Source organism: Staphylococcus sp. Marseille-Q1834, assembly GCF_916858875.1.
Classification (GTDB): domain Bacteria; phylum Bacillota; class Bacilli; order Staphylococcales; family Staphylococcaceae; genus Staphylococcus; species Staphylococcus pragensis.
This window is the reverse complement of record NZ_CAKASN010000002.1, coordinates 94,365-120,317: the sequence shown is the minus strand read 5'-3', so window position 1 is coordinate 120,317 and position 25,953 is coordinate 94,365. Positions and strand designations below refer to the sequence as shown.

21 protein-coding genes and 2 pseudogenes are annotated in these 25,953 nt (G+C 32.5%); 1 reads left to right on the top strand and 22 read right to left on the bottom strand.

The features are described from left to right. Positions 1-5: 5 nt before the first annotated feature. The 9 genes from mutS to LIX58_RS09690 all read right to left on the bottom strand — a co-directional run bounded on the left by mutS (position 6) and on the right by LIX58_RS09690 (position 10,343). Positions 6-2,675 carry a DNA mismatch repair protein MutS gene (gene mutS, locus LIX58_RS09730; RefSeq protein WP_154836703.1) on the bottom strand — a complete coding sequence of 890 codons (2,670 nt, stop codon included), beginning with the start codon at positions 2,673-2,675 and terminating at the stop codon, positions 6-8. A gap of 268 nt (positions 2,676-2,943) precedes the next feature. Next, positions 2,944-3,435: an energy coupling factor transporter S component ThiW gene (thiW, locus tag LIX58_RS09725; protein ID WP_103328787.1), complete on the bottom strand. Its 492-nt coding sequence runs from the start codon at positions 3,433-3,435 to the stop codon at positions 2,944-2,946. A 19-nt stretch (positions 3,436-3,454) separates the two neighbouring features. Further along, positions 3,455-3,823, bottom strand: a complete 369-nt coding sequence (locus LIX58_RS09720) for a RicAFT regulatory complex protein RicA family protein (RefSeq protein WP_154836701.1) — start codon at positions 3,821-3,823, stop codon at positions 3,455-3,457. Between the two features lies 1 nt (position 3,824). Next, complete coding sequence (gene miaB, locus LIX58_RS09715; protein WP_126566701.1) at positions 3,825-5,369, bottom strand: tRNA (N6-isopentenyl adenosine(37)-C2)-methylthiotransferase MiaB; 1,545 nt, start codon at positions 5,367-5,369, stop codon at positions 3,825-3,827. Positions 5,370-5,574: 205 nt separating this feature from the next. Further along, positions 5,575-5,871 carry an MTH1187 family thiamine-binding protein gene (locus LIX58_RS09710; RefSeq protein WP_126566698.1) on the bottom strand — a complete coding sequence of 99 codons (297 nt, stop codon included), beginning with the start codon at positions 5,869-5,871 and terminating at the stop codon, positions 5,575-5,577. A gap of 65 nt (positions 5,872-5,936) precedes the next feature. After that, a complete protein-coding gene (locus LIX58_RS09705; RefSeq protein WP_226386298.1) occupies positions 5,937-6,557 on the bottom strand; it encodes a poly-gamma-glutamate hydrolase family protein in 621 nt (206 codons plus the stop codon). A 216-nt stretch (positions 6,558-6,773) separates the two neighbouring features. Continuing rightward, positions 6,774-7,640, bottom strand: coding sequence for a 2-oxoacid:ferredoxin oxidoreductase subunit beta (locus tag LIX58_RS09700; RefSeq protein ID WP_154836698.1), 867 nt, complete (start codon positions 7,638-7,640; stop codon positions 6,774-6,776). Then, positions 7,641-9,401, bottom strand: coding sequence for a 2-oxoacid:acceptor oxidoreductase subunit alpha (locus tag LIX58_RS09695; RefSeq protein WP_154836697.1), 1,761 nt, complete (start codon positions 9,399-9,401; stop codon positions 7,641-7,643). It lies immediately after the preceding gene. Between the two features lie 147 nt (positions 9,402-9,548). Beyond that, positions 9,549-10,343, bottom strand: coding sequence for a TIGR00282 family metallophosphoesterase (locus LIX58_RS09690; protein WP_154836696.1), 795 nt, complete (start codon positions 10,341-10,343; stop codon positions 9,549-9,551). A 159-nt stretch (positions 10,344-10,502) separates the two neighbouring features. Here LIX58_RS09690 and LIX58_RS09685 point away from each other — a divergent pair, with 159 nt between their 5' ends. Beyond that, positions 10,503-10,718, top strand: a complete 216-nt coding sequence (locus LIX58_RS09685; protein WP_126566686.1) for a hypothetical protein — start codon at positions 10,503-10,505, stop codon at positions 10,716-10,718. 178 nt (positions 10,719-10,896) lie between these two features. On the opposite strand, the gene rny is transcribed toward LIX58_RS09685, so the two are convergent. The 13 genes and pseudogenes from rny to rnjB all read right to left on the bottom strand — a co-directional run bounded on the left by rny (position 10,897) and on the right by rnjB (position 25,736). Continuing rightward, complete coding sequence (gene rny / locus LIX58_RS09680) at positions 10,897-12,456, bottom strand: ribonuclease Y (RefSeq protein WP_126566684.1); 1,560 nt, start codon at positions 12,454-12,456, stop codon at positions 10,897-10,899. Positions 12,457-12,696: 240 nt separating this feature from the next. Beyond that, positions 12,697-13,743: a recombinase RecA gene (recA, locus tag LIX58_RS09675; protein ID WP_126566681.1), complete on the bottom strand. Its 1,047-nt coding sequence runs from the start codon at positions 13,741-13,743 to the stop codon at positions 12,697-12,699. A gap of 337 nt (positions 13,744-14,080) precedes the next feature. Beyond that, positions 14,081-15,223 (bottom strand): CinA family nicotinamide mononucleotide deamidase-related protein, encoded by a 1,143-nt coding sequence (locus LIX58_RS09670; protein ID WP_154836695.1) that lies wholly within the window; start codon positions 15,221-15,223, stop codon positions 14,081-14,083. 166 nt (positions 15,224-15,389) lie between these two features. Continuing rightward, the gene (gene pgsA / locus LIX58_RS09665; protein ID WP_126566677.1) at positions 15,390-15,965 is read right to left on the bottom strand and encodes a CDP-diacylglycerol--glycerol-3-phosphate 3-phosphatidyltransferase; all 576 of its coding nucleotides are present in this window, start codon (positions 15,963-15,965) and stop codon (positions 15,390-15,392) included. Between the two features lie 34 nt (positions 15,966-15,999). Continuing rightward, the gene (locus tag LIX58_RS09660; protein ID WP_154836694.1) at positions 16,000-16,392 is read right to left on the bottom strand and encodes a helix-turn-helix domain-containing protein; all 393 of its coding nucleotides are present in this window, start codon (positions 16,390-16,392) and stop codon (positions 16,000-16,002) included. A gap of 21 nt (positions 16,393-16,413) precedes the next feature. Continuing rightward, on the bottom strand, positions 16,414-17,244 hold the full coding sequence (locus tag LIX58_RS09655) for a YmfK family protein (protein WP_126566673.1): 831 nt from the start codon (positions 17,242-17,244) through the stop codon (positions 16,414-16,416). A gap of 132 nt (positions 17,245-17,376) precedes the next feature. Next, entirely contained in the window at positions 17,377-18,081 is a 705-nt protein-coding gene (gene ymfI / locus LIX58_RS09650; protein ID WP_154836693.1) for an elongation factor P 5-aminopentanone reductase, read from the bottom strand. Next, positions 18,081-19,370 carry an EF-P 5-aminopentanol modification-associated protein YfmH gene (gene yfmH / locus LIX58_RS09645; protein WP_226386297.1) on the bottom strand — a complete coding sequence of 430 codons (1,290 nt, stop codon included), beginning with the start codon at positions 19,368-19,370 and terminating at the stop codon, positions 18,081-18,083. The genes ymfI and yfmH overlap by 1 nt, the downstream gene beginning before the upstream one ends. After that, entirely contained in the window at positions 19,360-20,646 is a 1,287-nt protein-coding gene (yfmF, locus tag LIX58_RS09640) for an EF-P 5-aminopentanol modification-associated protein YfmF (protein ID WP_226386296.1), read from the bottom strand. Before yfmF ends, yfmH begins: the two co-directional genes overlap by 11 nt. A 26-nt stretch (positions 20,647-20,672) precedes the next feature. Beyond that, positions 20,673-21,389, bottom strand: a complete 717-nt coding sequence (locus tag LIX58_RS09635; RefSeq protein WP_154836691.1) for a GntR family transcriptional regulator — start codon at positions 21,387-21,389, stop codon at positions 20,673-20,675. A gap of 2 nt (positions 21,390-21,391) precedes the next feature. Beyond that, positions 21,392-22,849: pseudogene (locus tag LIX58_RS12680) on the bottom strand (DNA translocase FtsK); the annotation flags it as partial. Between the two features lie 281 nt (positions 22,850-23,130). Continuing rightward, a pseudogene (locus tag LIX58_RS12675) lies at positions 23,131-23,818 on the bottom strand (cell division protein FtsK); the annotation flags it as partial. Positions 23,819-24,062: 244 nt separating this feature from the next. Continuing rightward, positions 24,063-25,736, bottom strand: coding sequence for a ribonuclease J2 (rnjB, locus tag LIX58_RS09625; protein ID WP_154836689.1), 1,674 nt, complete (start codon positions 25,734-25,736; stop codon positions 24,063-24,065). Positions 25,737-25,953 lie beyond the last annotated feature (217 nt).

The following is a 25,953-nucleotide window of genomic DNA, read 5'->3' as shown; positions in this document are numbered from 1 at the left end:
CACCTCTATCTTAACTGATTTTGTAATTCACTTAATTTTAATAATGCATCAATAGGTGTCATATTTGATATATTAAGATTTTTGATTTGTTCCTCAATTTCACTAGTTTCTTTATTAGCTTCAAATAAGTCGAAACTAGCTTGTTCGAATTGATTTTTATTTTTAGTATTGTGTGATTTTTCCGTATCATTTTCCGAATAAACTGATGAATCAAGTTCGTTTCTTTCATCTGTACCAGTCTCTTGTTCTTCCGCTATATTTAACTCTGAGATGGAAGGTTCACTTAATGTTGCTGAGTCAATTTGATTGTCGTCTTTTTGTTCAAAATTATTTAATATAACTTGAGCGCGATCAATTACTAAGTCAGGCAGGTTCGCTAACTTAGCTACTTGAATACCATAACTATCATCTACTGCCCCATCTTTAACTTTATGCAAGAAGATTAATTCTCCTTGATACTCTTCAGCAGCAACATGCACATTTTTTAAGCTTGGCAATTCTTGTTCTAAAGTAGTTAATTCATGATAGTGCGTTGAGAATAAAGTTTTAGCGTGTGATGTTTGTGCAACGTATTCAATCATCGCTTGAGCTAATGCTAGTCCGTCATATGTTGAAGTACCTCGACCAATTTCATCAAAGATAATTAAACTATCTTCTGTAGCATAAGTAAGTGCTTTTTGAGCTTCTAACATTTCTACCATAAATGTACTTTTACCCGAAACTAAATCATCAGCAGCTCCAATTCTAGTAAATATCTGATCGAAAATAGGTAACACAGCAGCATCACAAGGTACATATGCTCCCATTTGAGCCATAATACTAATAATGGCTACTTGTCGCATATATGTCGACTTACCAGACATATTTGGTCCTGTTATTAAATAAATAAAATTATCTTTATCTAACTGACAGTCATTTGGAACATAGTCATTATAGTCCATTACACGCTCAACTACTGGATGTCGAGAATTTTCAAGTTTTAATGTTTTATCTACACTAAATTCAGGTTTAACATAATTGTATTTTTGAGCAATTTCGGCAAAACTTTGCAAGCAATCAAGTTCTGAAATAATTTTAGCTTGTCGTTGTAAGCGTTCAGTATACGTTTTAATATGTTCTCTTAATCTAACGAATAATTGGTATTCTAATTCGATTGCTTTATCTTCAGCGCCTAAAATAATATCTTCTTTTTCTTTAAGTTCATCAGTAATAAAACGTTCGGCATTAGATAGCGTTTGTTTACGATGATAGCCAAATTCTGTAGGCTCGAAGCCTTGAAGATTAGCACGCGTAATTTCTATAAAATAACCAAATACTTTATTGAAACTAATTTTTAGAGACTTAATTCCAGTACGTTCACGCTCTTTAGCTTGTAATTGCGCTAACCAATCTTTACCATTTTTAGAAGCTTCAAGATATTCATCTAATTGTTTACTAAAACCTTGTTTAAAAATACCACCGTCTTTGACAGAAATCGGGGGTTCTTCAATCAAACTATCTTCAAGCACTTTTAATAAATCTTCTAAAGGTTCGAGTGCACTGAATTGTTCAGATGTTGTACTATCCATTTCTTCAAGTAATAACTTAATGTTAGGAATTTCAGAAATAGAATGTTTAAGTTGAATTAAATCGCGAGCGTTAACATTTCCATAACTTACACGTCCTACCAATCTTTCAATATCATAAACTTGATTTAAATAACCTCTTAAGGTATCTCTCTCAATAAAATGATTAATAAATGATTCTACTATATTTAAACGTTCTTCAATTTTATCTTTATGAATTAATGGTCTATCAATCCATTGTTTTAATCGACGGGCACCCATTGGTGTTTTTGTTTCATCCATTAACCATAATAGCGTTCCTTTTTTCGATTTAAGTCTAATACTCTCTGTTAATTCTAAATTTCTCTTAGCGTAGTAATCCATTTTCATAAAGTCGATCGCCGTATATGAAATAACTTCTTCAATGTGAGACAAGTCTCTTTTTTGAGTATGGTGGATGTAATCTAAAAGTAATTGGGTTGCTAAATACATTTTTTGATTATCTAGTTGATTAACTTCATAGGTAGCATCAGAAATGTCATTTCTAACTGTTATTGTTTCAGTCGTTAAACTAATTTGTTTTTTTAATTCCTCATCTATTTCATGATTGACTACAATTTCATTTGGATTGATAGTAATAATTTCATTTATCAATGTACCTTCATCGTCGAAATGAGTAGCTTTAAGTTCTCCCGTCGAAATATCACAATAACTTAAAGCATAACTATTATCTTGTAAAATAAAGCTAAGAATATAGTTATTTTGATTTTCATCCATACCCCCTTGTTCCATTACTGTACCAGGAGTTACTATTCGAACTACTTCTCTTTTTACCATACCTTTAGTCTGTTTTGGATCTTCCATTTGTTCACATATTGCTACTTTGTATCCATTACTAATTAACGTTTCAATATAACTATTAGCGGAATGATATGGTACACCACACATTGGAATAGGATTAGCTTTTTTAGCATCTCTTTTAGTTAAAGTAATTTCTAAAACTCTAGAAGCTTCTTTAGCATCTTCATAAAACATTTCATAAAAATCGCCTAATCTAAAAAACAATAAACAATCTTGATATTGAGATTTAATTTTTAAATATTGTTGCATCATTGGGGTCGTATTCGACATATTTTCACAACCTAACTAAAGTATTTCTAATTTTTATACGTACTTTTAACTTGTCTATTTTAACATAACTCATTATTACACGCTCGTTCTCATTACTAGTGAAAGTTTTCGGGTAAACTCTATTTTATAATTTATATTCTATTCAATAATATATTTTCAGATAAAAAAATTACCATTCCAAAATGAAAGATACAAGAGGTTATGACATCTAATAACTACATTTGAAATGATAATCTTTTTAAATTGACTAAATAAAAATCTATGACAATTATTTTTTAAATTTATCGAGTAAGCCTCGTTTTTTCAACATTATAAGTAAGAAATAGCTGATTATCGCACCTATGAAACTTGAAATAATAAAAGCAAGCATTAATGGTTTAACAAAAAAGTTTTGCATACCTAACATCCATGCTACAGGAATACACATTAAACTACCTATGATACCTGTACCTATAACTTCACCTACTGCAGCCATAAATATATGTTTTCTATACATATAGAAAAGGCTAGCTAATAATACACCAATCATACTTCCAGGGAACGCAAAGAAGCTTCCTGTTCCAAAAAGAATTCTAATAATTGATGAAATTAAAGCTTGGGCTAAGCCATACCATGGTCCAACAAATACAGCACATAGTACATTGATAAAATGTTGAACTGGTGCTGCTTTAATTGGCCCTAAAGGGATAACAATAATACTGCTTAACACCACATTGATGGCTATCAATAATGCAGTGAGTGTAAGTTTTCGAGTGTTCATAGTTTAGTTCCTTTCTCATTTATAAATCATTATGTTCTTTTTTATTATAATCATTTAATCTTTTTTCCATCGTGCTAATCATCATTTGTAAAAAATCATTAGCTTCATATTGCGCAGAACGAAATTCTTCAACAATTGGTAACCTATTAATTTCACTTTCCAAATTATGAATTTCATCTTCTGATTGTTCATAAGCATGGGTTTTACCATAATTTTGAAAATTAACAGATTGTTTCTGCTGTTTTTTTAATTGATTCATTTTATTTTTAATCGTAGCATTTTCATGAATCTGTTGTTCAATATTTTGATAAGTTTGAATGATATCTAAGTCACTAATTTTACCCGAAAGTTGCTCTGCTTGATTTAATATTTCTTCTTTACTATACATGTTAATTTGTCACCAATACATTATCATTGAAACGCACGAAAGTACCATTTAATGAATATTGTTTAGCTTCTTCAATTTTCACATCTACTAATTGTCCAATTGCTTCTTTAGGACCTTTAAAATTAACTAATTTATTCTTTTCAGTATATCCTGCTAAAACAGTATCGTCTTTTTTACTAGTACCTTCACATAATACTGTCACTACTTGACCATCGTACTGTTTCATTGCCTCTTCTGAATAGTGTCCTACTTTTTTATTCAGACGCTGTAAGCGATCTTTTTTAACTTCATTAGGCACGTTATCTTTCATTTTAGCAGCAGGTGTGCCATCTCTTTGTGAGTATAAATAAGTATAAGCATGTTCGAATTTCACTTCATCGTATAATGATAAAGTTTCTTCAAATTGCTCTTCTGTTTCGTTTGGGTAACCAACAATAATATCTGTAGTTAGTGCAACATTTGGAATAGCTTGTTTAATTCGAGAAACTAAATCTAAATAACTTTCACGTGTGTACTTACGTCCCATAATTTTTAACACAGCATTATTACCTGATTGTACTGGTAAGTGAATATGAGGAACAATGTTTCCACCTTTAGCGATTACTTCAATCATACGATCAGTAAAGTCCCAAGGGTGACTTGTAGTAAAGCGAACACGTGGAATATCTATTTTAGAAATATCTTCTAATAAATCTCCTAGACCATAGTTCAGTTCTTTTATATCTTTACCATAAGAGTTAACATTTTGTCCTAACAATGTGATTTCTTTATAACCATCACGTGCTAAACCACGTACTTCTTCAATAATATCTTCTGGACGACGGCTTCGTTCTTTACCTCTAGTAAATGGAACAATGCAATATGTACAGAATTTATCACAGCCATACATGATATTTACCCATGCTTTTGTGCTACCTTCACGTACTTTAGGGAGATTTTCAATGACATCTCCTTCTTTAGACCATACTTCCACTACCATTGCTTTTGATAGATATGCTTCTTCAAGAATTTCAGGTAACTTATGGATATTATGAGTTCCAAAAATCATATCTACATTTTGATAAGATTTTAAAATCTTATTTACTACTGACTCTTCTTGAGACATACACCCACATACACCAATTAAAGCTTCTGGTCTATTCTTTTTAAGGTGTTTTAAATTCCCGATTTCACTAAACACTTTATTCTCTGCATTTTCACGAATTGCACAAGTATTAATCAAAATGACATCCGCTTCATTAATATCATCTGTAGCAGTATAGTCTAATGCCTGTAAAATACCTGCCATTACTTCAGTATCATGCGCATTCATTTGACAGCCATATGTTTTAATAAGGAATGTACGTCCTTTACCCATTCCTTTATATTTCTCTTCTATATGAAAGTCGCGATTATAATTTATATCCTGTTTCCCACGTTTACGAGCTTCTTTAAGACTAGGTGGCTGATAAACATGTTCAAAATATTTACTATAATCTTTTTCAGCTTTTTTCTCACGTTCATCTAATATATTTATCGTACCAGCTTTTCTTTGTTCTTCGTTCACTTTACAATATCCTTTCTATATGCCCTAATATCATTAGTACATTATATTAAAATTAACCATAAAGTGCAAAAAGAGTTCAAAAGAATTCATAAAATAGTAAAGTTTATGAAAGATTAATTACATACTTTTTTAGTATTGCTACTAAAAATTTCTAAAAATAAAAAAACCAAGGCATTTAATATGCCTTAGTTTCGATAAACTTTTATTAAGCTTCGTCGTATTTGCCAGTTAATGTTTCAATTGAAATGCCTTCTGGCACATGATAAAACTTCACTTGGCTAATAATACTTGGACATTCTAATTCAACCATTCTTTCATTTAATTTTTGAATTAAAATTAAACATTCACTCATATCTCCTTGAACTGTCGTTTCAAGTGGCCCCACTCTAAAATGCAAACCAGATTCTTCTATAATTTTAATCGCTTCATCAACATACGGAATAACATCCTCATTGTTTGGTGTTTTTGGGACAATTTGTATACTCATTAAAGTATCTTGCATTATTCATTCACCTCTATAAATTATATTCATATTTATTTTAGCACTCTTATTTCTAAATAACTTATTTAATTTAGACTTTCAATCGCTTTATTAATTGCTTTAGCTATTTCGTACATTAAATCATCCCAATTTGATTGATCTTGTCTACTTTTAAAATTACTTTTCCTATTTTTAAATAAAGATTTTCTTAATTTTGAAGAAAGTTCAATTTGAACACCTGCACCTTTTGTAGTGCGATTAACAATATTGTTATCTTGAGCACCAGCCATATTACTTGGTGCAGCTTGAACATCTATACCGATGTTAGCTAAACCACTCCCAATGGCCTCTTTAAGTTCTATATCTTTTCCACCTATATATGCAACGCTTTCATCGCCAGAGCAACCATGTATTGTTACTGCTATGTCACTATCATTCACAAGGTTCATAGCTGTTTCATTATCGTAATTGATAGAAGTTACATGCAACTCATTGTTTCCTTTGCTTCTTATACCATTAAAAGCAAAATAGTTATATTGTCCTTGCTCAACTATAACACATGCTAATTCAGTAGTTGCGGGTTCAATACCGCCTCCATGTATAGCTAATATAGTCACATTACTTCTTAAATCATTACTAACTATTTCCCAATCTTCATTCTCTTTTGTTTGTTTTACTAATTCTGTCATTGATTTAAATTTATCCATAGAACCCCCACTTTTTAATAATGTATATTTAAACTCTTCCCTTTAAAATCATTATAAAAAGTAGCTTTACTAAGATTTAACAAAATTTACTTGCAATTAAATTTTGTTATTCCTCTTTAATAAAACTATGAGAGTAAGAGAGAATTCCAAATAATTTCATTCTAAATAAAAAAGCCTACACATTTAATAATGTGCTAGGCTTAAGAGTAAATATTATTAAACAAATTGAGCTGTTAATTTTTGGAAATCTTCTTCTGAAATATGAATATCTCTTTTAGATAATGCACTTTCTTCTAATTCTTCGATTTGAGATTCATATGAAGGCGTTTCTGTATCTTGATAAACAATGCCTTTAACTAGAGATTCATGATCTAATACAGTTTTCATAGCTAATTGTTTATCCGTTGGGTCGTATCCTTCAATATCATCTAAATTAGTTAAATGTTCTTTAAACCAGTCATACGTATTGATTTTATTATACGTTACGCATGGTGAGAATACATTTACAAATGAGAAGCCATCATGGTTTATAGCATCTTCAATTAATTTTGTTAATGCTTTAATATCACTTGAAAATCCTTGCGCTACAAATGTTGCGCCTGAAGATAATGCTAATTCTAATGGCGCTACATTTTTCTCAATATTACCTTTAGGCGTAGATTTAGTTACAAATCCAACTGCTGACGAAGGAGAAGTTTGACCTTTAGTTAAACCATAAATTTGGTTATCCATAACAATATAAGTCATATTCATATTACGACGTAAAGCGTGAATAGTATGTCCCATACCAATCGCATAACCGTCGCCATCTCCTCCTGATGCAATAACTGTTAAATCTTTGTTAGCCATTTTAACACCTTGAGCTAATGGTAAAGCACGACCATGAATACCATGTACACCGTAAGAATTAATGTAACCTGATAAGCGACCTGAACATCCTATACCTGTGATGATTGCTACTTCTTCTGGCTCAAGACCTACATTAGCTGCCGCTTTTTGTATAGCTGCTTGAACAGAGAAATCACCACAGCCTGGGCACCAATTTGGCTTAACATTATTTCGGAAATCTTTAAATGTAGCCAATTAAACCAACTCCTTAATTTCTTTAGCTATTTCTAAACCTTTTTCTTCAATTTCATGAGGTAAGAAAGGCGTACCATCATATTTAGTTTGGTTGATTAATTTATTTTGAACATTTGTATTCATTTTAATAATATTCGCTAATTGTCCTTGATAGTTATGTTCCGCAATCACTACTTTAGAAGCTTTATCAATAGCATCTTGGATTGTGTCTACGGGTAGAGGATGCAATTGACGGATTTGCATTGTATTCACTTTGATACCTTTTTCGTTTAAGCGTTTTGTACCCTCTTGTATCGCACCTTTACTTGAAATGAATCCTATATATAATATATCCGCTTCGTCATGTGCTTCATTTAACTCAACAGGATTTTCAATTAGTAAATCAGCTGTTTTACGCATACGTTTTTCCATTTGTTGGCGTCTGTTTTCAGCTGCTTCACTCGGTTTACCTTCTTCATTATGCTCAACACCAGTAACATGATGAATACCACCTTTGACTCCTGGAATCGGTCTAGGAGATACACCACTACCTGTTAATGCATAACGTCTGAAGTATTGTTTATCATCCTCTTCACGTTCTATATCAGACTGTAATAACTCTCCACGTTTAATTTGGATTTTATTATAGTCTAGATTTTTAACAGTTTGTTTACCTAATGATAATTGTAAATCACTTAATACAATGACTGGACATTGATATTCTTCTGCTAAATTAAAGGCTTCCATTGTTAGATAAAATGCATCTTCAGCATCAGTTGGAGCTACGACAATTTTAGGAATATCACCATGTGTACCATATATCATTTGCATTAAATCTGATTGTTCTTGTTTCGTAGGTAACCCTGTTGATGGACCACCACGTTGAGTATTGATAATCACTAGTGGCGTTTCAGTCATACCCGATAAACCAATGGCTTCCATCATTAATGATAAACCGGGGCCAGCACTAGCTGTAAATGCTCTTACTCCAGCATAGTTAGCTCCAATAGCCATATTAGCTGCTGCAATTTCATCTTCAGTTTGAACAACTGTACCACCAACTTTAGGAACATTAGCAATCATATATTCCATAATTTCTGAAGCAGGTGTAATTGGATAAGCAGCCATAAATCTTGACCCTGCTGAGATAGCACCTAATCCTATTGCATCGTTACCAATCATATATAAATGTGGGTCTTCATTATTTGCTTCTAACTTGAAGTCACCTTCAACCTCAGTTAATTGCTCTTTCATTAAATTGTATCCTTGGTTTAACGCTTCAATATTCATTTCAACGACTTTATCGCCTTTTTTACTGAACATATTATTAATAAGTTCTTCAAACGTATTTGTATCTAAATCCATTATTGCACATGTAGCACCTACTGCTACCATATTCTTCATTAGCGCTGTACCTAACTCTTTAGCAGTGCTCGTAAAAGGTAATTCAATTAATTGAGCACGACAATCTTCAGGCTTAGTAGGTTTTGCTTTAGCATCTGCAATGATAATACTATCTTCTCGCATCTCATGATGGTTTAATTCAATTGTTTCTTGATCAAATGCGACTAAAATATCTAAATCATCACTAATCGCATGAACTGGTTCGATAGATACTCTAATTTTATTATTTGTGTGACCACCTTTAATACGACTAGAGAAATGTCTATATCCATAAAGATAATAACCTTTACGATTCATTGCTGTGGCGAATATTTCACCTGTTGATTCAATTCCTTCACCTTGTTGTCCGCCCACTTTCCATGATATCTGTGATTTCATATCATATGCCTCCTGTGGAAATAATTCATCTTAAATAATAACAAAAATAACCACCGTCTTACTATGTCAACAGTGGCATTTGATTAAATTCATACTAATGGACTATAATAAATCCATTTTCAATAAAAATATTAAACACAAAATATATTATTTATTAAAAGGATGATCGTCATTGATTAAAATTCTTTCAATATGCTTCGTTCTACCATTTTTATCTAAATCAATGATAACACCTGATAGCACACTTCTTCCATCATTTGGAACTACATGTCTTTGAGGTAAACTTGTAATAAAGCGTTCAATTACTTCATCACGATTAATTCCAAGAATACCATCGTAGAATCCAGTCATTCCTACATCAGTAATGTATCCAGTGCCTTGAGGCAAGATACGATCGTCAGATGTTTGTATATGGGTATGCGTACCAACTACAGCACTTGCTCTACCATCTAAATACCATCCCATTGCATTTTTTTCTGATGTAGTTTCAGCATGGAAATCCACAAAAATATAATCCGTTTCTTTTTTTGCTTCTTCAATTAATTGATCTGCTTTTTTGAAGGGATCATCAATATCTTGCATAAATGAACGACCTTGCAAATTAATAATTGCTAATTTGATATCATTAACTTGAATAGAGCGCATTCCCACACCAGGGGCTTCGCTTGGAAAATTCGCTGGACGAACCATCCTTTTTGCATCATCAATAAAATCGTAAATTTCACGTTGGCCGTACGTGTGATTGCCCATTGTCATAAAATCTACGCCATCTCTCAATAATTGTTTGTAAATTTTTTCAGTTAGACCTTTACCATGAGCAGCATTTTCTGCATTTACGATACTTACTGTTGGCTTATACGCTTGCTTAATTTTAGGCAAATATTCACTAATAGCGTTTCTGCCAATTTTACCAACAATATCCCCGATAAATAATATTCTCATTAAATGTTCATCCTCTCATAAAAACAGTTTAATTCAAAAAGGACTAGATTTAAAGAGATGATTTATACTCAACTTAAATTTATGCCTAACTTTACTTTAGCATGTATATAACATATGATAATATAAACTTATAAAAATAATAGGAGTTGTAATAAATATATGTCAATTAATATTGATCCTGAAAAATTTGCAGAATTAGTAGTTACATCTAATCCATCAAAGTCTGAGGATGCTGAAGATATTGCTAAAGAAAGTTTAGAATTATACGTTAATGCTTATCGTTTAGCAGAAAGATATTCAAATATCGCTACAAACTGCTATGATACTGCTGAAATAATTTCTGAAGTAAGAAAAACTGATTTACAACTTAAATAGTTAATGAATAAGTGACATTTTAAAAAGCTAGAAGTTAACGTTAAAATATGACGTTTCAACTTCTAGCTTAATTTTTATTTTTCAAATTCTTACTTATACTAATTGATGTCATGTTATCGGTCTAATTTAAAAAGTCGAAGAAAAAACAGACCCAATAAATGATTAGGTCTGTTAAAAATTATTTCGCATACTCAACTGCTCTTGTTTCTCTTACAACTGTCACTTTAATGTGACCAGGATATTGTAGTTCTTCTTCGATTTGATTTTTGATGTCTCGAGCTAATCGATATGACTTCAAGTCATCAATTTCATCAGGTGATACAATTACTCTGATTTCTCTACCCGCTTGAATAGCAAATGCTTTTTCCACACCATCATAACTTTCAGATAAAGTTTCTAAACGTTCAAGTCTGCGGATGTAGTTTTCAAGTGTTTCTTTGCGGGCACCTGGTCTTGCTGCAGAAAGTGCATCAGCTGCAGCTACTAATATTGAAATGATTGATGTTGGTTCTACATCACCATGGTGAGAATGGATAGCATTAATCACAGTATCATTCTCAGCATATTTTTTTGCTAATTCTACGCCAATTTCTACGTGACTACCTTCAACTTCATGGTCGATAGCTTTACCCACATCATGAAGTAAACCAGCACGTTTAGCTAAATTAACATCTTCTCCTAATTCCGCTGCTAACATTCCTGATAAATGCGCAACTTCAATAGAATGTTTTAAAACATTTTGGCCATAGCTAGTACGATAGTTTAGACGACCTAATATTTTAACTAAGTCAGGATGCATATTGTGAACATTAATTTCAAAAGTAGCTTGTTCACCAGCGTCTCTAATAATATCGTCAACTTCTTTTCTAGCCTTATCAACCATTTCTTCAATACGTCCTGGATGGATACGTCCATCAGACACCAAGTTGACTAATGCAGTCCTAGCGATTTCACGTCTTATTGGATCAAATCCAGATAAAATAACCGCTTCGGGTGTATCATCGATGATTAAATCGATACCTGTTAATGTTTCTAAAGTTCGAATATTTCTACCTTCTCTACCAATGATACGGCCTTTCATTTCATCATTTGGTAAATTAACTACTGATACGGTTGATTCTGTAGTATGGTCAGCAGCTAATCTTTGAACGGTAGTAGCTAATAGTTCTTTCGCTGTTTTATCAACTTTTTCTTTTGCTTCTTTTTCTTTCTCTTTAACAAGTACTGCAATATCTTGTGACAGTTCTTCTTCTACTCTATGAAGTTGCTCATTAACAGCTTCTTCTTGAGTTAGTCCGGAGATGCGTTCTAATTCTTGTTCATGCTTCATTATTAATGTTTGAACACTACTCTCTTTTGCATCTACTTGTTGTTGTCTTTCTTCAAGTTTAGATTCTTTTTGTTCTAAAATCTCATCCTTTTTATCTAAAAGATCAGATTTTCGATCTAAGTTTTCCTCTTTTTGAAGAAGTCGGGCTTCTTGTCTTTGAAGCTCACCACGTCTTTCACGTAGTTCAGTTTCAGTTTGTTCTCTTAAAAATTGATTTTCTTCTTTTGCCTCTAATAATTTTTCTTTTTTGATATTTTCGGCTTCTTTTTGACCATGCCTAATAATATCTTCAGCAGTTTGTCTAGCTTGTAATTGCTTTTGATGCAATATATTTCGGGCTACAATATACCCTACAACAACCCCTAGAATAATCCCCAGCAAAATGAGTAGGAGGTCTAATAAATTCACATAAACACCTCCTTTTTCTAGGTATTTGCTTTGTATATCAAAATCTATATGATTTTATAAGTTGTATAATAATTATACATATTAATTGTACGTTTTTAAAGTTGGTAGTGTCAAGATATGAAATTGCACATAAGATTCAGTTTACATATATATTATCAAACATTTTTTTGAATAAAACAAAGCAGGTGAAAGCTTCCTTTCACCTACCTCAGGATGTAATTTATTTTAAAATGCTAGATATTATTCTTCATCAAATAATGACTGTGGTGAGTCTTCTTCTTTTTCTTCTACATCACCATCAAAAATACCAAGTTTTTCACGTAACTTACGATCAATTTCGTCTTTAATTTGAGGGTTTTCTTTAAGGTAAGTTTTAACATTTTCTTTACCTTGGCCCATTCTTTCACCATTATATGAGTACCAAGCACCTGATTTATCAACGATTTCATTTTCAACACCAAGGTCGATTAATTCGCCTTCTTTAGAAATACCTTGACCATACATAATGTCTACTTCAGCTACTCTGAATGGAGGTGCTACTTTATTTTTAACAACTTTAATTTTAGTTCTGTTACCAACAATGTCTTGTCCTTGTTTTAGTTGTTCGGCACGACGTACTTCTAAACGAACAGAACTATAGAATTTTAATGCTCTACCGCCAGGTGTAGTTTCTGGGTTACCAAACATTACGCCGACTTTTTCACGAATTTGGTTAATAAATATTGCTGTAGTATTAGATTTAGAAATAGCACCTGAAAGTTTACGTAACGCTTGTGACATTAAACGCGCTTGTAAACCTACATGAGTATCGCCCATTTCCCCTTCGATTTCTGCTTTAGGTGTTAAAGCAGCTACCGAGTCAACAACAACGATATCTACTGCGCCACTTCTTACAAATGCCTCAGCAATTTCTAAACCTTGTTCACCATGGTCTGGTTGAGATAAATATAAGTTATCAATATCTACGCCTAGAGCTTCTGCGTAAACTGGATCAAGCGCATGCTCAGCATCGATAAATGCAGCTACGCCACCATTTTTTTGTACTTCTGCAATAGCATGTAAAGCTACTGTTGTTTTACCTGAACTTTCAGGTCCATAAATTTCAATAATTCTTCCTTTAGGATATCCACCGACACCTAATGCATTATCTAAAGTAACTGAACCACTGGAAACACTTGAAACACGACGACCTTTATTGTCGCCTAATTTCATAACGGCACCTTTACCAAATGATTTTTCCATATTTTTAATAACTGTATCTAAAGCTTTTTGACGTTCATTATCCAAAGCGAAACCTCCTAAATGAGATAGTTATCTAATTAGACTGTAGACAAACCTTTTCACTCTTCATCACCTTATGCATGACTAAGTCGTTTACATATAGTAAACTCCCAGCATTATGCATTTTGGTTCCTAGATTGACGATGGTCTTCATTCAGTCTTTATACTTAAAAATTTCTTTGTCGACAACCTTGGTTATCTATTTAATATCTTATCTAATACTATACTCTCAATCAAAATGAATTACAAGCATTTTACGAATATTTGTTCGCATTTTTCAAATTTAAAAGTTCTAAAATCGAACAAATGTGCCTAAAAATTAGATTTTTGAAGAAATATCAAATTACTTAAGCCAATTTAGTAATCTTATTAATGCATAATTTTGACTTCTGTTTTGAAGTAGATTTCTTTTCTGTGACATTTTAAATGCGTCTACTTTAAATTCATCATCTTGATACATTCCTAAGACAACATGTTCATTGTCATGTAATAAAGCTATACCCACTTCTGTTTTATATAAATCTTTAACGTATTGTGCCGCTCTTTTTACTTTTCCTTCAATATCATTATTTTCCTCAAGGAATACCTCATTATCAGGTAGTAATCCTTTTAGAATATGCTCCTCATCATAATTTTTAAGACGTGTATATATTGCACCATTTGTTACGCCATCATAAATACTAAATGTTTCTTTCATAGTATTCATAACTGACTGTTCAATGACGACATCATCTGAACCATAGTAGTAATCACCTATACGATTTAATATTTCTTCTTTAACAGGCGCTATTAGACGTTGACATTCCTCTTTTGTATCAGCATTTGCAGTCAATCTTATATATACTTCATGTGTACCAGCTAACGGTGCAATAGTAGGATTAGATTGCTCATCGATTAAATCCATAAGTTCTGTTTCAACTTTTGATTCACCTATGCCTGCAAATCTTAATTGTTCTGAAAAGATGACTTTATCATCGTCCATTAAATAAGGAAGTAATTCATTTTTAGCCATTGGTTGCATTTCACGTGGCGGCCCTGGTAATAACACTACTTTCTTATCATCTTTTTCAACTAGCATACCTGGAGCCATGCCATAATGATTTTTTAAAACTTTTGAGCCTTCAATGACTAACGCTTGTTGCTTATTATTAGGTGTCATTTCTTGTCCTTGTTCTTTAAAATATTGTTCAATATATTCTAATGCGTCATTATCTGTAACAAGTTCTCTCCCAAGCACTTTAGCTACAGTATGCTTAGTCAAATCATCTTTCGTTGGTCCTAAACCACCAGTTAATACTAAAGTATCAAATCGTCTTAAACCTTCTTTAATAATATATTCAAGTCTTTGTGGATTATCTCCAATAACCGTATGTTCTACGACACTTTTTCCAATACTATTAAATAACTTAGATAAATATTGGCCATTAGTATTAGCTATCTGTCCTAATAATAATTCCGAACCTACTGCAATGATTGAAATATTCATTTATGACTCCCCCTTGTAATACTTACAATACTCGTTCATATACAACATATATATTATAAACGTCTTAATCTATTTATTCTAAAATTAGGCTTATAAAAAATAAAAAACCAAGAATATCCGTAAGAAAACTATCTTACAATTATTCTTGGTTAATATTTTCACTAATTTAATGTTTAAAAACATCTCTACCTTTATAGAAGTACTCAATACCAGATAAAATCGTAAAGAATACACCAATATAAAGTAAGACTTGTCCAATAGGGAATCCAATCCAATGTACAAATAAATCCCCTAATAAAATCCAAATAATAGCGACCATTGTGACTGCAGTTTTAATCTTACCTAATTGACCTGCCGCACTAACAAAACCTTGTTCAATTTGTAATAAACGTAAACCTGTCACTGCAAATTCTCTGGCTATGATAATAATCGCTACTACTGAATTAGTTAAGTCCATTTGTACCATAACGATAAGCGCACTTGAAACTAATAACTTATCTGCTAAAGGATCTAAAAATTTCCCCATGTTTGTAACTAATTGCCATTTTCTTGCTAAATAGCCATCTAAGAAATCACTTAATGATGCTATGATAAACACAATAGCAGCAATAAGTTGTTCAATACGGATTTCATATCCGCCTAAAATTGATACACTGCCAAATCCAAAGTTAACTAGAGCAAATAAAATAAAAACAGGAATAAGTATTACTCTAAAAACTGTAATTTGATTTGGTATATTCATGTTAAAGCCTCATTTCTAAATTTATATCTTTTGATTATAATATTAATACTGCCAAAACCCAAAGAACAAAAGTAATAATAACAATGCCACCCATAATAACTGCAAGTTGCAACGGTTCTTTATTCTTAGTACGATATGTTGGCGCCTCATCACTATGATAACGATAAAGGAGATCATCTAATTGATTCTGGCTACTAGGAATTTCACTTTTATGTGCTGAGATAAGTTGATTTGCATCTATATTCACTACACTAGCATAACGTCTGATAAAGCCTTCAGCATAGTCTATTTTAGCTAATTGATTAAAACGATTATCTTCAATCATTTTTAACGTTTCACGCTTAATTTGCGTACGTTCTTCTAATTCAGCTAGTGTCATTCCTAATCTTTCTCTTCTACCTTTTAAAGTTTCTCCAATTGTTCTCACTTTCAAAAGCCTCCACACTTACTATTCAAAAAATCCAAAGCCCCCGCCAAATGTATCTTCACCAAAATCTAATGTGTTTTTACTTTTAACAGTTTGTTGTTTCATGTGTTCATATTGTATTTCTTGATTTTCATTTTCACGTAATTCAATAATGTAATCAAAATCATCCATATTATAATCACATGATTCTGCAAACAAATCCGGATGTTCCACTACTTTAATCGATGGCAATGCCATCACTTCTCTAACTAACTCTTGATGTTTAGGATTTGTTTCTCTAGCTGTAACTGCACCATCAATAATATAAACATGATTTGCTTCATACTCACCTTTAATTAGAGAACTACGAACAGTTTGTTTAATTAACGTGGAACTGATAAATAACCAACGTTTATGTGCACACACACTTCCAGCTACAATTGATTCCGTTTTCCCAACTCGAGGCATTCCTCTGATACCGATCAGCTTATGACCTTCCTCTTTGAAAAGTTCAGCTAAAAAGTCTACAAGTAGTCCTAAATCTTCACGTTCGAAACGAAATGTCTTTTTATCATCTGCATCCTGTTCGATATATCTACCGTGACGTACTGCTAGTCGATCACGTAATTCAGGTAAGCGCAATTTAGTAATTTCGATTTCATTAAGTTCTTTAATGATGTGCTCAAAGCGTTTTACTTTTTCAAGATTATCCGTTTTAATTAATAAACCACGGCGTCCTCGGTCTACACCATTAATTGTGACAATGCTAATACCTAACATACCAAGTAAACTTGAAACATCCCCTAATAGGCCAGCACGATTCACAGTAATTTCATATTCAAGATACCATTCTTTTTTTTCGGCAATCGTCATTTACATCCGCCCCTTGTTTAAATATCCATTTAGCATCAGTATACATTCATAAAATGATAATCATATTATATCATTTATTTAGATAATGCTAATTAATAATTTAACTCTTCACACTTTAAACTTCATATGTATCTATAAGTACCAAGCACCATTCACTTTCTGAACGGTACCTGTAATGCTTTGAGAAAATGGATGCCATAAATAAGCACACGTATGCGCTATCTCTTCAGGTTTCACCATTCGTTGTTGAGGAAGCTCTGCTAAAATGACTTCTTTTTCAACGTCGCTAAATGTTTGAGACATATTACCTGAAACAAACCCTGGCGTCACGGCATTTACCGTTACATTCGTCATTGCCAGCTCTTGACTCAACGCTTTAACAAACCCAATTTGAGCACTTTTCATTGCTGAATAAACGGTTTCCATACTTGCACCAGTTTCTCCCCATATAGAAGAAATCACAATAATTCTTCCATTGGAACTTTGTCGCAACGTGTCTACAAAGTAGCGACAACATCTTATAAATTGTTTTACATGAATATGATAACTTTGATCAATATCATCATCAGTCATATCTTGAATCATGCCATACAAGGCTGTGCCTGCACTATAAACTAAACAATCTAAATGTTGAATATGACCAAAGGTTTGTTCTAAATCAATATCTTTCGTTAAGTCAGCTTGAATAAATTCAACCGCTTCGTTGTGATATTTTTCTTTTAAAATGGCTACATCAGTATGATGGTATTGCACGATAACTTCAAAGTTATCCTTCAATAGTCGTTCTACAATAGCCGTGCCTATACTACCTGATCCGCCCATAACTAAAGCTTTCATTACTGTTTAATCTCCAAGCGACTATCTACCAAATTATCTAAGTTTAAATATTGATTTGCCGTTTCATTAATACTTTCAAGCGTTATATTTTCAACGATATCTAACATATCAAATACACTTACACCTTCGAAGTATAATTTTGCGTATTGATTGGCAATGTATTCAGGAGAATTTAAACTTGAGATAAACTCACCAATAAATTGTTTTTTCAATAACTCAAAGGCTTCAGTATCAGTTAACGCTCCTTTACGTTGTCGTAACTCAGTTAAAAGTATTTCTTTTAACTTATCGGGATGTTGAGTTGCACTAGTAATGATTGAAAAACTATATGTAGATTCTAAAACAAATTGATAGCCAAAGGTGTCATCAATTAAATCATTATTTAATAACACTTGATAAAATTCTGTTTCTTCACCAAATACTAATTCAAAGAATAGGGTCATTTCTAAATCGCGTTGGACATATTTTTCAGGTGTTTCATTTAAAGGTTGATTTTTAAATCCTAACATTAATCGTGGCGATTGCAATTTCATTTCTTCAGTGACATAAGGTTTTATCACGTTGACTGGTTCATCAATGTGGCCTCTTTGAATACTTGGTTGATTCGTTTTATTGCGTTTATTCTCGTGCGTTTCAACTACTTCACGAATATGCTCTGGATCGACATCTCCCACTACGAATAACACCATATTTGAAGGATGATAGAACGTTTCATAACATAAATATAAATCATCTTTTGTAATGTCATAAATACTCTCCACACTACCTGCAATATCTACTCTAATTGGATGGTTTTGATACATAGCGCGTAACGTATTAAACATAATTTTATAGCCCGGTTGTTCTTGGTACATCTTGATTTCTTCAGCTATAATTCCTTTTTCTTTATCTACTGTTTCTTTTGAAAAGTAAGGCGTTTCTACCATTTCAAGTAAACGTTGTATATTGCTATCAACATTATCTGTTGCGCTAAATAAATAACTTGTACGGTCAAAACTAGTAAAAGCATTTACTTGAGCATTGTCTTCTGCAAATGTAGTAAATAAATCCTCATCTTCATCTTTTTCAAATAATTTATGCTCTAAAAAGTGCGCTACGCCATCAGGAACAGTTACAAATTCATCACTGTGATGAGGTTTAAATGTACTATCTAATGAGCCAAACTGAGTCGTATATGTAACAAATGTTTTCTGAAATCCTTTTTTCGGAATCACAAATAAACGTAAACCATTCTCTAGTTCATGTTCGAACACATGCTCATCTATGAGTTCATAGTATTTATTTTTCATCAGTTTGACCTCCTTTTCCTTTAGTAAGCACATAAATAGTATCAAGTAAGCCTTTATTAGCCATTGCTATAACATCTTCTCTTGTCACACTCATGATGGCTTGCATATATTCTTCATCTGTTTGTGCTTCTTCAAGAAGTAATTGGTTTTGCATAACCTCAATAATACTTTTAGGTCTATCTGCAATTTCTTGACGTTGTGAAACAATAATTTTTTTAGCGAGTGCTAGTTTATTATCCTCAAATTCACCATTTTTAAATTTCTCAAATTCTTTTAAAATCGTTTCTTTAGCGACTTCATACTTATCAACCGATACACCACTTAAAACAAATAAATAGCCATTTTTACCATCTAGTTGTGAATGGATTGAATACGCTAAACTTTGCTTTTCACGTACTTCGCTAAATAATACAGATGAAGGGTCTCCACCAAACATTGTATTTAAAACAACAAGGGCATAATAATCTTTAGATCCGTAACGCGTAGGAAAACGATAACCAAGGTTAAGCTTTGCTTGATCTACTTCATCCTCTTCAACAATGAATTGCGGCTCAGTTTGATTGTACTTCAACTCAGGCATAACTGATTGTTGAAGTATAAATGGTCTGATATCAATTTTTTCCTTAATTAATCGACTAACTTTCGCTTCGTCAACATTTCCTACTACATATACAGAACAGTCATCATTATTAATCATAGATTGATATGTATCGTATAAACTTTCAGATGAAACTTGAGCTATATTTTCTATTTGTCCCGTTGCTAAGTAACGATATGGTTCATCTTTAAACATATATTTAAGTAGGTTTAAAAATGAATATTGTGCTTTATTATCTATTATTGACTCAATTTTTTTAGATAATAATGATTTTTCTTGCGTCACAAACGTAGGGTCAAATGCTTTATCTTTAATGAGAGGGTTAGCAATAACTTCTTGTAGTAAATTAAGTCCCTTTTCAAGTAATGGTGTATTATCTTTAAGATAACGTTCATTAACAATTTCTAGTGAGATAGTAATCACATGTTTATCTTTAAATTTAGATACAAAGCTGTTGATATAAGCCCCATATAATTCTGATAACTCTCTATTCAATGCTTTATCAGTTGGCCATTTCTGAGTACCGCGTACTAGAACTTTACTTAATAATGACCTTACAGTGATTGTATTATAATCAAGCGGCGCCATAAATTTAAAAGTAATCATTGTTGTTTTAAATTTTTCGGTAGGCAATATGTTGATATGTTGATATTTATCCTTATTTACTTGCGAATTCAATGTAACATCTCACTCCTTATTAAGTTTTAAAGCTTAGTGCGCGTCAATTTAAATTTAACTAAGCTACTTTTAACATAATTTAATGAATATAAGATAGGTTTACCCATTTCATCATAATGTACAACCTTTAATAACATTAAACCTTCATGGGGAGAAGCATTTAATATTTCAGAAATATGTGGTTCATAACTAATAGCTTCAACTTCAGTTTCAGCAGATGCCACTTTATGACCTGTATTTGTTTCTATTGCTTTAAGCATTGAGCCATCACTAACTTGATAATCTGCACAAGTTAGATTATTTTTAGCAATTTTATCTAAGCAATATATAACCGGTTGATGATTAGCAGTGCGTAAACGTTCAATAATCGTAATAGGTTGCTTATCTTCAATTCCTAACATTTGAGCATCCCATATTGATGCAGGTTGTTGTTCTAAACTTAAATATTCAGTACCTGAATAGTATCCTGCTTTTTCAATCATGTCATTAATGCTAAATAATTTATTTAATGGATAAAAGAAAGGATGTAACGCTTTAACACTTGGTCCCTCTTCAAAGTTATCTGTTAGGACTTGCTCTGTAATGAGTTCCCCAATTGCGTCATAGACATCATCTGTTTTGACATTCACTTCTCTAGCAATTTCTAAATTGCTAGGAAGTGGGTCACCAGGTTTTAAAGATTGATTTTTTATCTGTCTAAATATATACTCTTTAACTTTAAAAACTGAGTTTAATTCTGTCATTTTTACACCTCTTCATTATCTAAATCTATTAAGACTTGTCTAGGTTTACTGCCCTTTTGAGGACCGATAACTTGATTGCGTTCTAAATCATCCATTAATCTTGAAGCTCTATTATAGCCAATTCTAAATTGTCTTTGTAATAAAGAAGTACTTGCTTTTTGTTGTTCAATCACAAATAAATAAGCTTCATCATATAATGAATCTTCACTTTTCATTTCTGACTTATCTACAGGTGCATCGGGTTCCATTTCTTTCACGTAGTTAGCTTTTTGTTGTTCTACTACATAATTTACGACATCTTGTACTTCTTGATCACTTAAAAATGCCCCTTGCACACGTGTTTGAGAAGATTCTCCATTACCAACATACAACATATCACCTTTACCGAGTAGCTTTTCAGCTCCTCCTGAACCAATAATCGTTCTTGAGTCAGTTTGAGAACTTACTGCAAACGCAATTCGTGATGGAATATTATTCTTGATAATACCTGTAATAACATCTACAGATGGTCTTTGTGTAGCCACAATTAAATGAATTCCCGCTGCACGCGCCATTTGCGTAATACGTTGAATCGCATTCTCCACCTCTTTACCCGCTACCATCATTAAGTCAGCTAACTCGTCGACAATCACTACGATATAAGGTAATTCAGCTTGTTTCTCATCCAGCTCTTCATTTTGACGACGTAAGAATTGATTATACCCTTCGATATTTCGTGTTGAAGAATGTTGGAATAAATCATAACGTCGTTCCATCTCAGCTACGATTTTCTCTAATGCTTGAGATGCTTTATGAGGGTTTGTAACTACCGGAATTAATAGGTGTGGTACGCCATTATATACATTTAATTCTACCATTTTAGGATCAATTAACATAAGTTTGACTTCATGTGGCTTAGCATTTAATAAAATACTAGTAATAATACCATTAATACATACTGATTTACCGCTTCCTGTAGAACCTGCGACTAATAAATGAGGCATTTCATTTAACTGGATAGTCATTGGTTCACCGGAGATATCTCGCCCTAATCCAACTTCTAATTTATTTTGCGCTGGGAACTTGGATTCTAACACTTCTTTTAAAGTAACTAATGATATTTTATCATTTGGAACTTCAATTCCTACTGCTGAACGTCCAGGGATGGGTGCTTCAATGCGGACGTCTTTTGCAGCTAGTGCAAGGGCAATATCATTATGTAAGTTTACGATTTTACTTACCTTAACCCCTTGGGCTGGTTGAATTTCATATTGAGTTACTGCAGGGCCAATTTTAATTTGAGTAACTTTCGCATTGACTCCAAAGTTTTTCATTGTAGATTCAAGAATTTGACCTTTTCTTTGAACCTCAGCTCTTGATGTCGCTTTCTGTTTGGCTGGCTGTTTTAATAATGATAACGGTGGAATATGATAAGCTACATTCGCTACTTCACCAGCTTCTGAAATAGAGCTGCCCGCTTGATTACCATCTTCTGAAGAATTATCGTGCTGTGGTGTTGATGGCTTAGATTGAGTTGCTTTTGGAGCTCGTTCAAAAGGTATTTCGTCTTCAAAGTCGAAGTGACGTTTCTTTCTTTTCTTAGCTACTGGTCTCTCTTCTGAACTATCGTTATCACCATAAATTGGAATATCTTCAGATGGTGTTTCTACCTCTGGGAAATCACTAACATCTGTAACTTCTTTTTCACGTTGTAATCGCTCTTCTTCTTGCTCTTTTTGCAATTGTCGCTCTCGTGCGCGTTCTTCTTTTTGACGTGCACGCTCTTGTTTTTTAATCTTATTTTGTTCTCTTTTTTCTTTAAAATTAGACGAAGCACTTGAGCTCGATGATTTCATCTTTTCTAAAGATAATTTAGCAACATCTCTATGACGTAATTTCATAAGTAAAATAATACTTGAAACTAGTAGTAATAAAGTAATAATAATGACACCAGCAATAGAAATTAATGGCACAAATATTTTCAATAAATAAAAACCAAGTAAACCTCCCCCAAAATCCGGGAAATGCGTATGGTTATACGATTTATATACATAAGAAAGTACCGGTTCTCGCTCCGCTACTGCACCTTTAGTCATATGATATATAATTTGTGCGACGATTAATAAAACGAACTGTAATAGAATTAAGCCTATCGTTCGGCGTGATTTAGGAAATCGTTTTTGCATAGCAACATAAATTGTAATTAAACTGACTAAAATATATGTAAGATAGCGACTCATACCAAATAAATAATTAAAGAAGCTATCAATCATTCGTCCAACAATGCCGAGTTGAAACATGCCTAATACTGATAAAATGACAACTACAATTGCTACGACGTATCTTAAAGAAGAACTTTCCGTTTTTTGTTGCTTTTTCTTTTTAGTATTACGTGCTCGTGTAGAAGTTCCTTTTTTTCTAGTAGTTGTTTTTTTCTTAGTTTGTGGCAAATTTGTACACCTTCTTTTATTTCATGCGTTAATTTTTATATGTATTGCTTAAAACAAGTTATGACTATGTATTGGTTTCACTTTTCATAAAAATTAGGAAAGAGGTTGAGACAATATCATACATCTTCAGACTAAATTGTCTTTCAACAACGTGAATAATGAATGACGCAAGTTATGATACCCCGCGTTCTATTAATTCACTGCTGTGATGTGTTGTCCCGACCTCTTTATTGTTATATATATCTTATATCTCAGAAATGACTGGTATAATCATTGGACGACGTTTCGTGCTTTCGAATAAAAGCTTACTAATTTGATCACGCATATGTTGTTTAATGTCAGACCATTCGATACGTTTTTCTTGAAGTCCTGCCTCAACGATTTCACGTACTTTCTCTTCAGCTTCTTTCATTAAATCTTCACTTTCACGTACGTATACAAAACCTCTAGATTGAATTTCTGGCCCTGCAGCAATACGTCTATTTTTAGGATCTAAGGTAACTACTGCGATAAAGATACCATCTTCTGCTAATAAATGACGATCTCTTAATACAATATTACCTACATCACCAACACCAATACCATCGATTAAGATATTACCTGATTGTACTTTTTCATTTAATACCATATCTTTGCCATCATAATGAATGACATCCCCTTTTTCTACAAGGAAAATCTTTTCAGGTGCAACGCCTGCTTCATTAGCTAATTTGGCATGAGCGATTTGCATTTTAAATTCACCTTGTACAGGAATGAAGTATTCAGGCTTCATGATATTAATCATCATTTTTAATTCTTCCATGCAACCATGACTAGATGCATGGATTTTTTTATTGTTAGGAATAATGTGTGCACCTGCACGAACAAGTTCATTCAATGTATCTGCAATGATGACTTCCATATTAGCTGAAGCGGTAATTGCTAAATAAACTGAATCGCCTTCTTCAATATTCATAATTTTATGCTTATGTTGAGCCATTTGACTTAAAGCTTCAATTGGTTCGCCTTCCATACCTGTAGCAATAATTACGACTTCATTTTTAGGATAATTCTCTACTTCATTAATAGGGATTAATAAATCTTTTGGAATATCAAAATATCCCATTTTACGTGCAATGTTAAATGAACTTTCTAATGAACGTCCTAAGAATGAAACTTTTCGGTTTAATTTACTAGCCGTGTTAAGCACTTGTTGGATACGAATAAAATTAGACGCATAACAAGACACAATTAAACGTCCTCGCACTTTAGCAAAGGCATCATAAATATGTGACTCAATTACATTTTCTGGCGTATTGTAACCAGGTTTCTCTGCTTCAGTAGAGTCACTGATTAATGCAAATACACCTTCTTCACCAATTTCAGCCATGCGCTTAATATCTGGCGCATAATGACCTTGTAAACTTTGATCAAATTTAAATTCACCAGTATAAACGATTGAACCGTAAGATGTATGGATACAAATGCCTAAGCTATCTGGAATACTATGTGTTGTATTAAAGAAAGTGATATTTACATTTTTAAAACGCATTACTGAATCATGATTAACTGTGTAATAGCGCACTTTTTTCTTCACATTTCTTGCTTTCATATTCTCTTTAACAAGCGCTAAAGTTAATTTCGAACCATAAACCGGCGCATCAATTTGTTCTAAAATATAGCTAACAGCACCAATTGCATGCTCATGACCATGACTTAAAAAGATTCCTTTTAATTTTTCTTTGTTCTCGATGACATATTGAATGTCAGGAATAACAATGTCTACACCTAACATTTCATCTTCTGGGAACATTAATCCCGCATCTAACATGAACATTTCATCGTCTACTTCAACGATATACATATTTTTAGCGATTTCGCCAACGCCACCAAGTGGGATGATGCGAATATCGTCATTTTTTTTCTTTACTAAACTCAAAATGTTACCTCCTATATAAAAAAATCCCCGTCCATATAAACTCATCATTTATTATAATTTAATTTATGTAGGATGTACACTATTAAAGTACTTCATTACTTCTTGTAATATAGGCAAAAACTATTAATGCTTATTTTTACTTAAATTTTTCATTTTTGTAACAGCAAGTACCACAGATATCTAAATGAGTTAAAAAAATAAGGTTAAAGCGTAAACA

What these genes read in the sequence shown, in the direction of transcription:
- mutS (WP_154836703.1), bottom strand. Translation starts at nt 2,675, where the DNA reads ATGTCGAATACGACCCCAATGATGCAACAATATTTAAAAATTAAATCT.
- thiW (WP_103328787.1), bottom strand. Translation starts at nt 3,435, where the DNA reads ATGAACACTCGAAAACTTACACTCACTGCATTATTGATAGCCATCAAT.
- LIX58_RS09720 (WP_154836701.1), bottom strand. Translation starts at nt 3,823, where the DNA reads ATGTATAGTAAAGAAGAAATATTAAATCAAGCAGAGCAACTTTCGGGT.
- LIX58_RS09710 (WP_126566698.1), bottom strand. Translation starts at nt 5,871, where the DNA reads ATGCAAGATACTTTAATGAGTATACAAATTGTCCCAAAAACACCAAAC.
- LIX58_RS09705 (WP_226386298.1), bottom strand. Translation starts at nt 6,557, where the DNA reads ATGGATAAATTTAAATCAATGACAGAATTAGTAAAACAAACAAAAGAG.
- LIX58_RS09695 (WP_154836697.1), bottom strand. Translation starts at nt 9,401, where the DNA reads ATGAAATCACAGATATCATGGAAAGTGGGCGGACAACAAGGTGAAGGA.
- LIX58_RS09690 (WP_154836696.1), bottom strand. Translation starts at nt 10,343, where the DNA reads ATGAGAATATTATTTATCGGGGATATTGTTGGTAAAATTGGCAGAAAC.
- LIX58_RS09685 (WP_126566686.1), top strand. Translation starts at nt 10,503, where the DNA reads ATGTCAATTAATATTGATCCTGAAAAATTTGCAGAATTAGTAGTTACA.
- LIX58_RS09670 (WP_154836695.1), bottom strand. Translation starts at nt 15,223, where the DNA reads ATGAATATTTCAATCATTGCAGTAGGTTCGGAATTATTATTAGGACAG.
- pgsA (WP_126566677.1), bottom strand. Translation starts at nt 15,965, where the DNA reads ATGAATATACCAAATCAAATTACAGTTTTTAGAGTAATACTTATTCCT.
- LIX58_RS09655 (WP_126566673.1), bottom strand. Translation starts at nt 17,244, where the DNA reads ATGACGATTGCCGAAAAAAAAGAATGGTATCTTGAATATGAAATTACT.
- ymfI (WP_154836693.1), bottom strand. Translation starts at nt 18,081, where the DNA reads ATGAAAGCTTTAGTTATGGGCGGATCAGGTAGTATAGGCACGGCTATT.
- yfmH (WP_226386297.1), bottom strand. Translation starts at nt 19,370, where the DNA reads ATGAAAAATAAATACTATGAACTCATAGATGAGCATGTGTTCGAACAT.
- LIX58_RS09635 (WP_154836691.1), bottom strand. Translation starts at nt 21,389, where the DNA reads ATGACAGAATTAAACTCAGTTTTTAAAGTTAAAGAGTATATATTTAGA.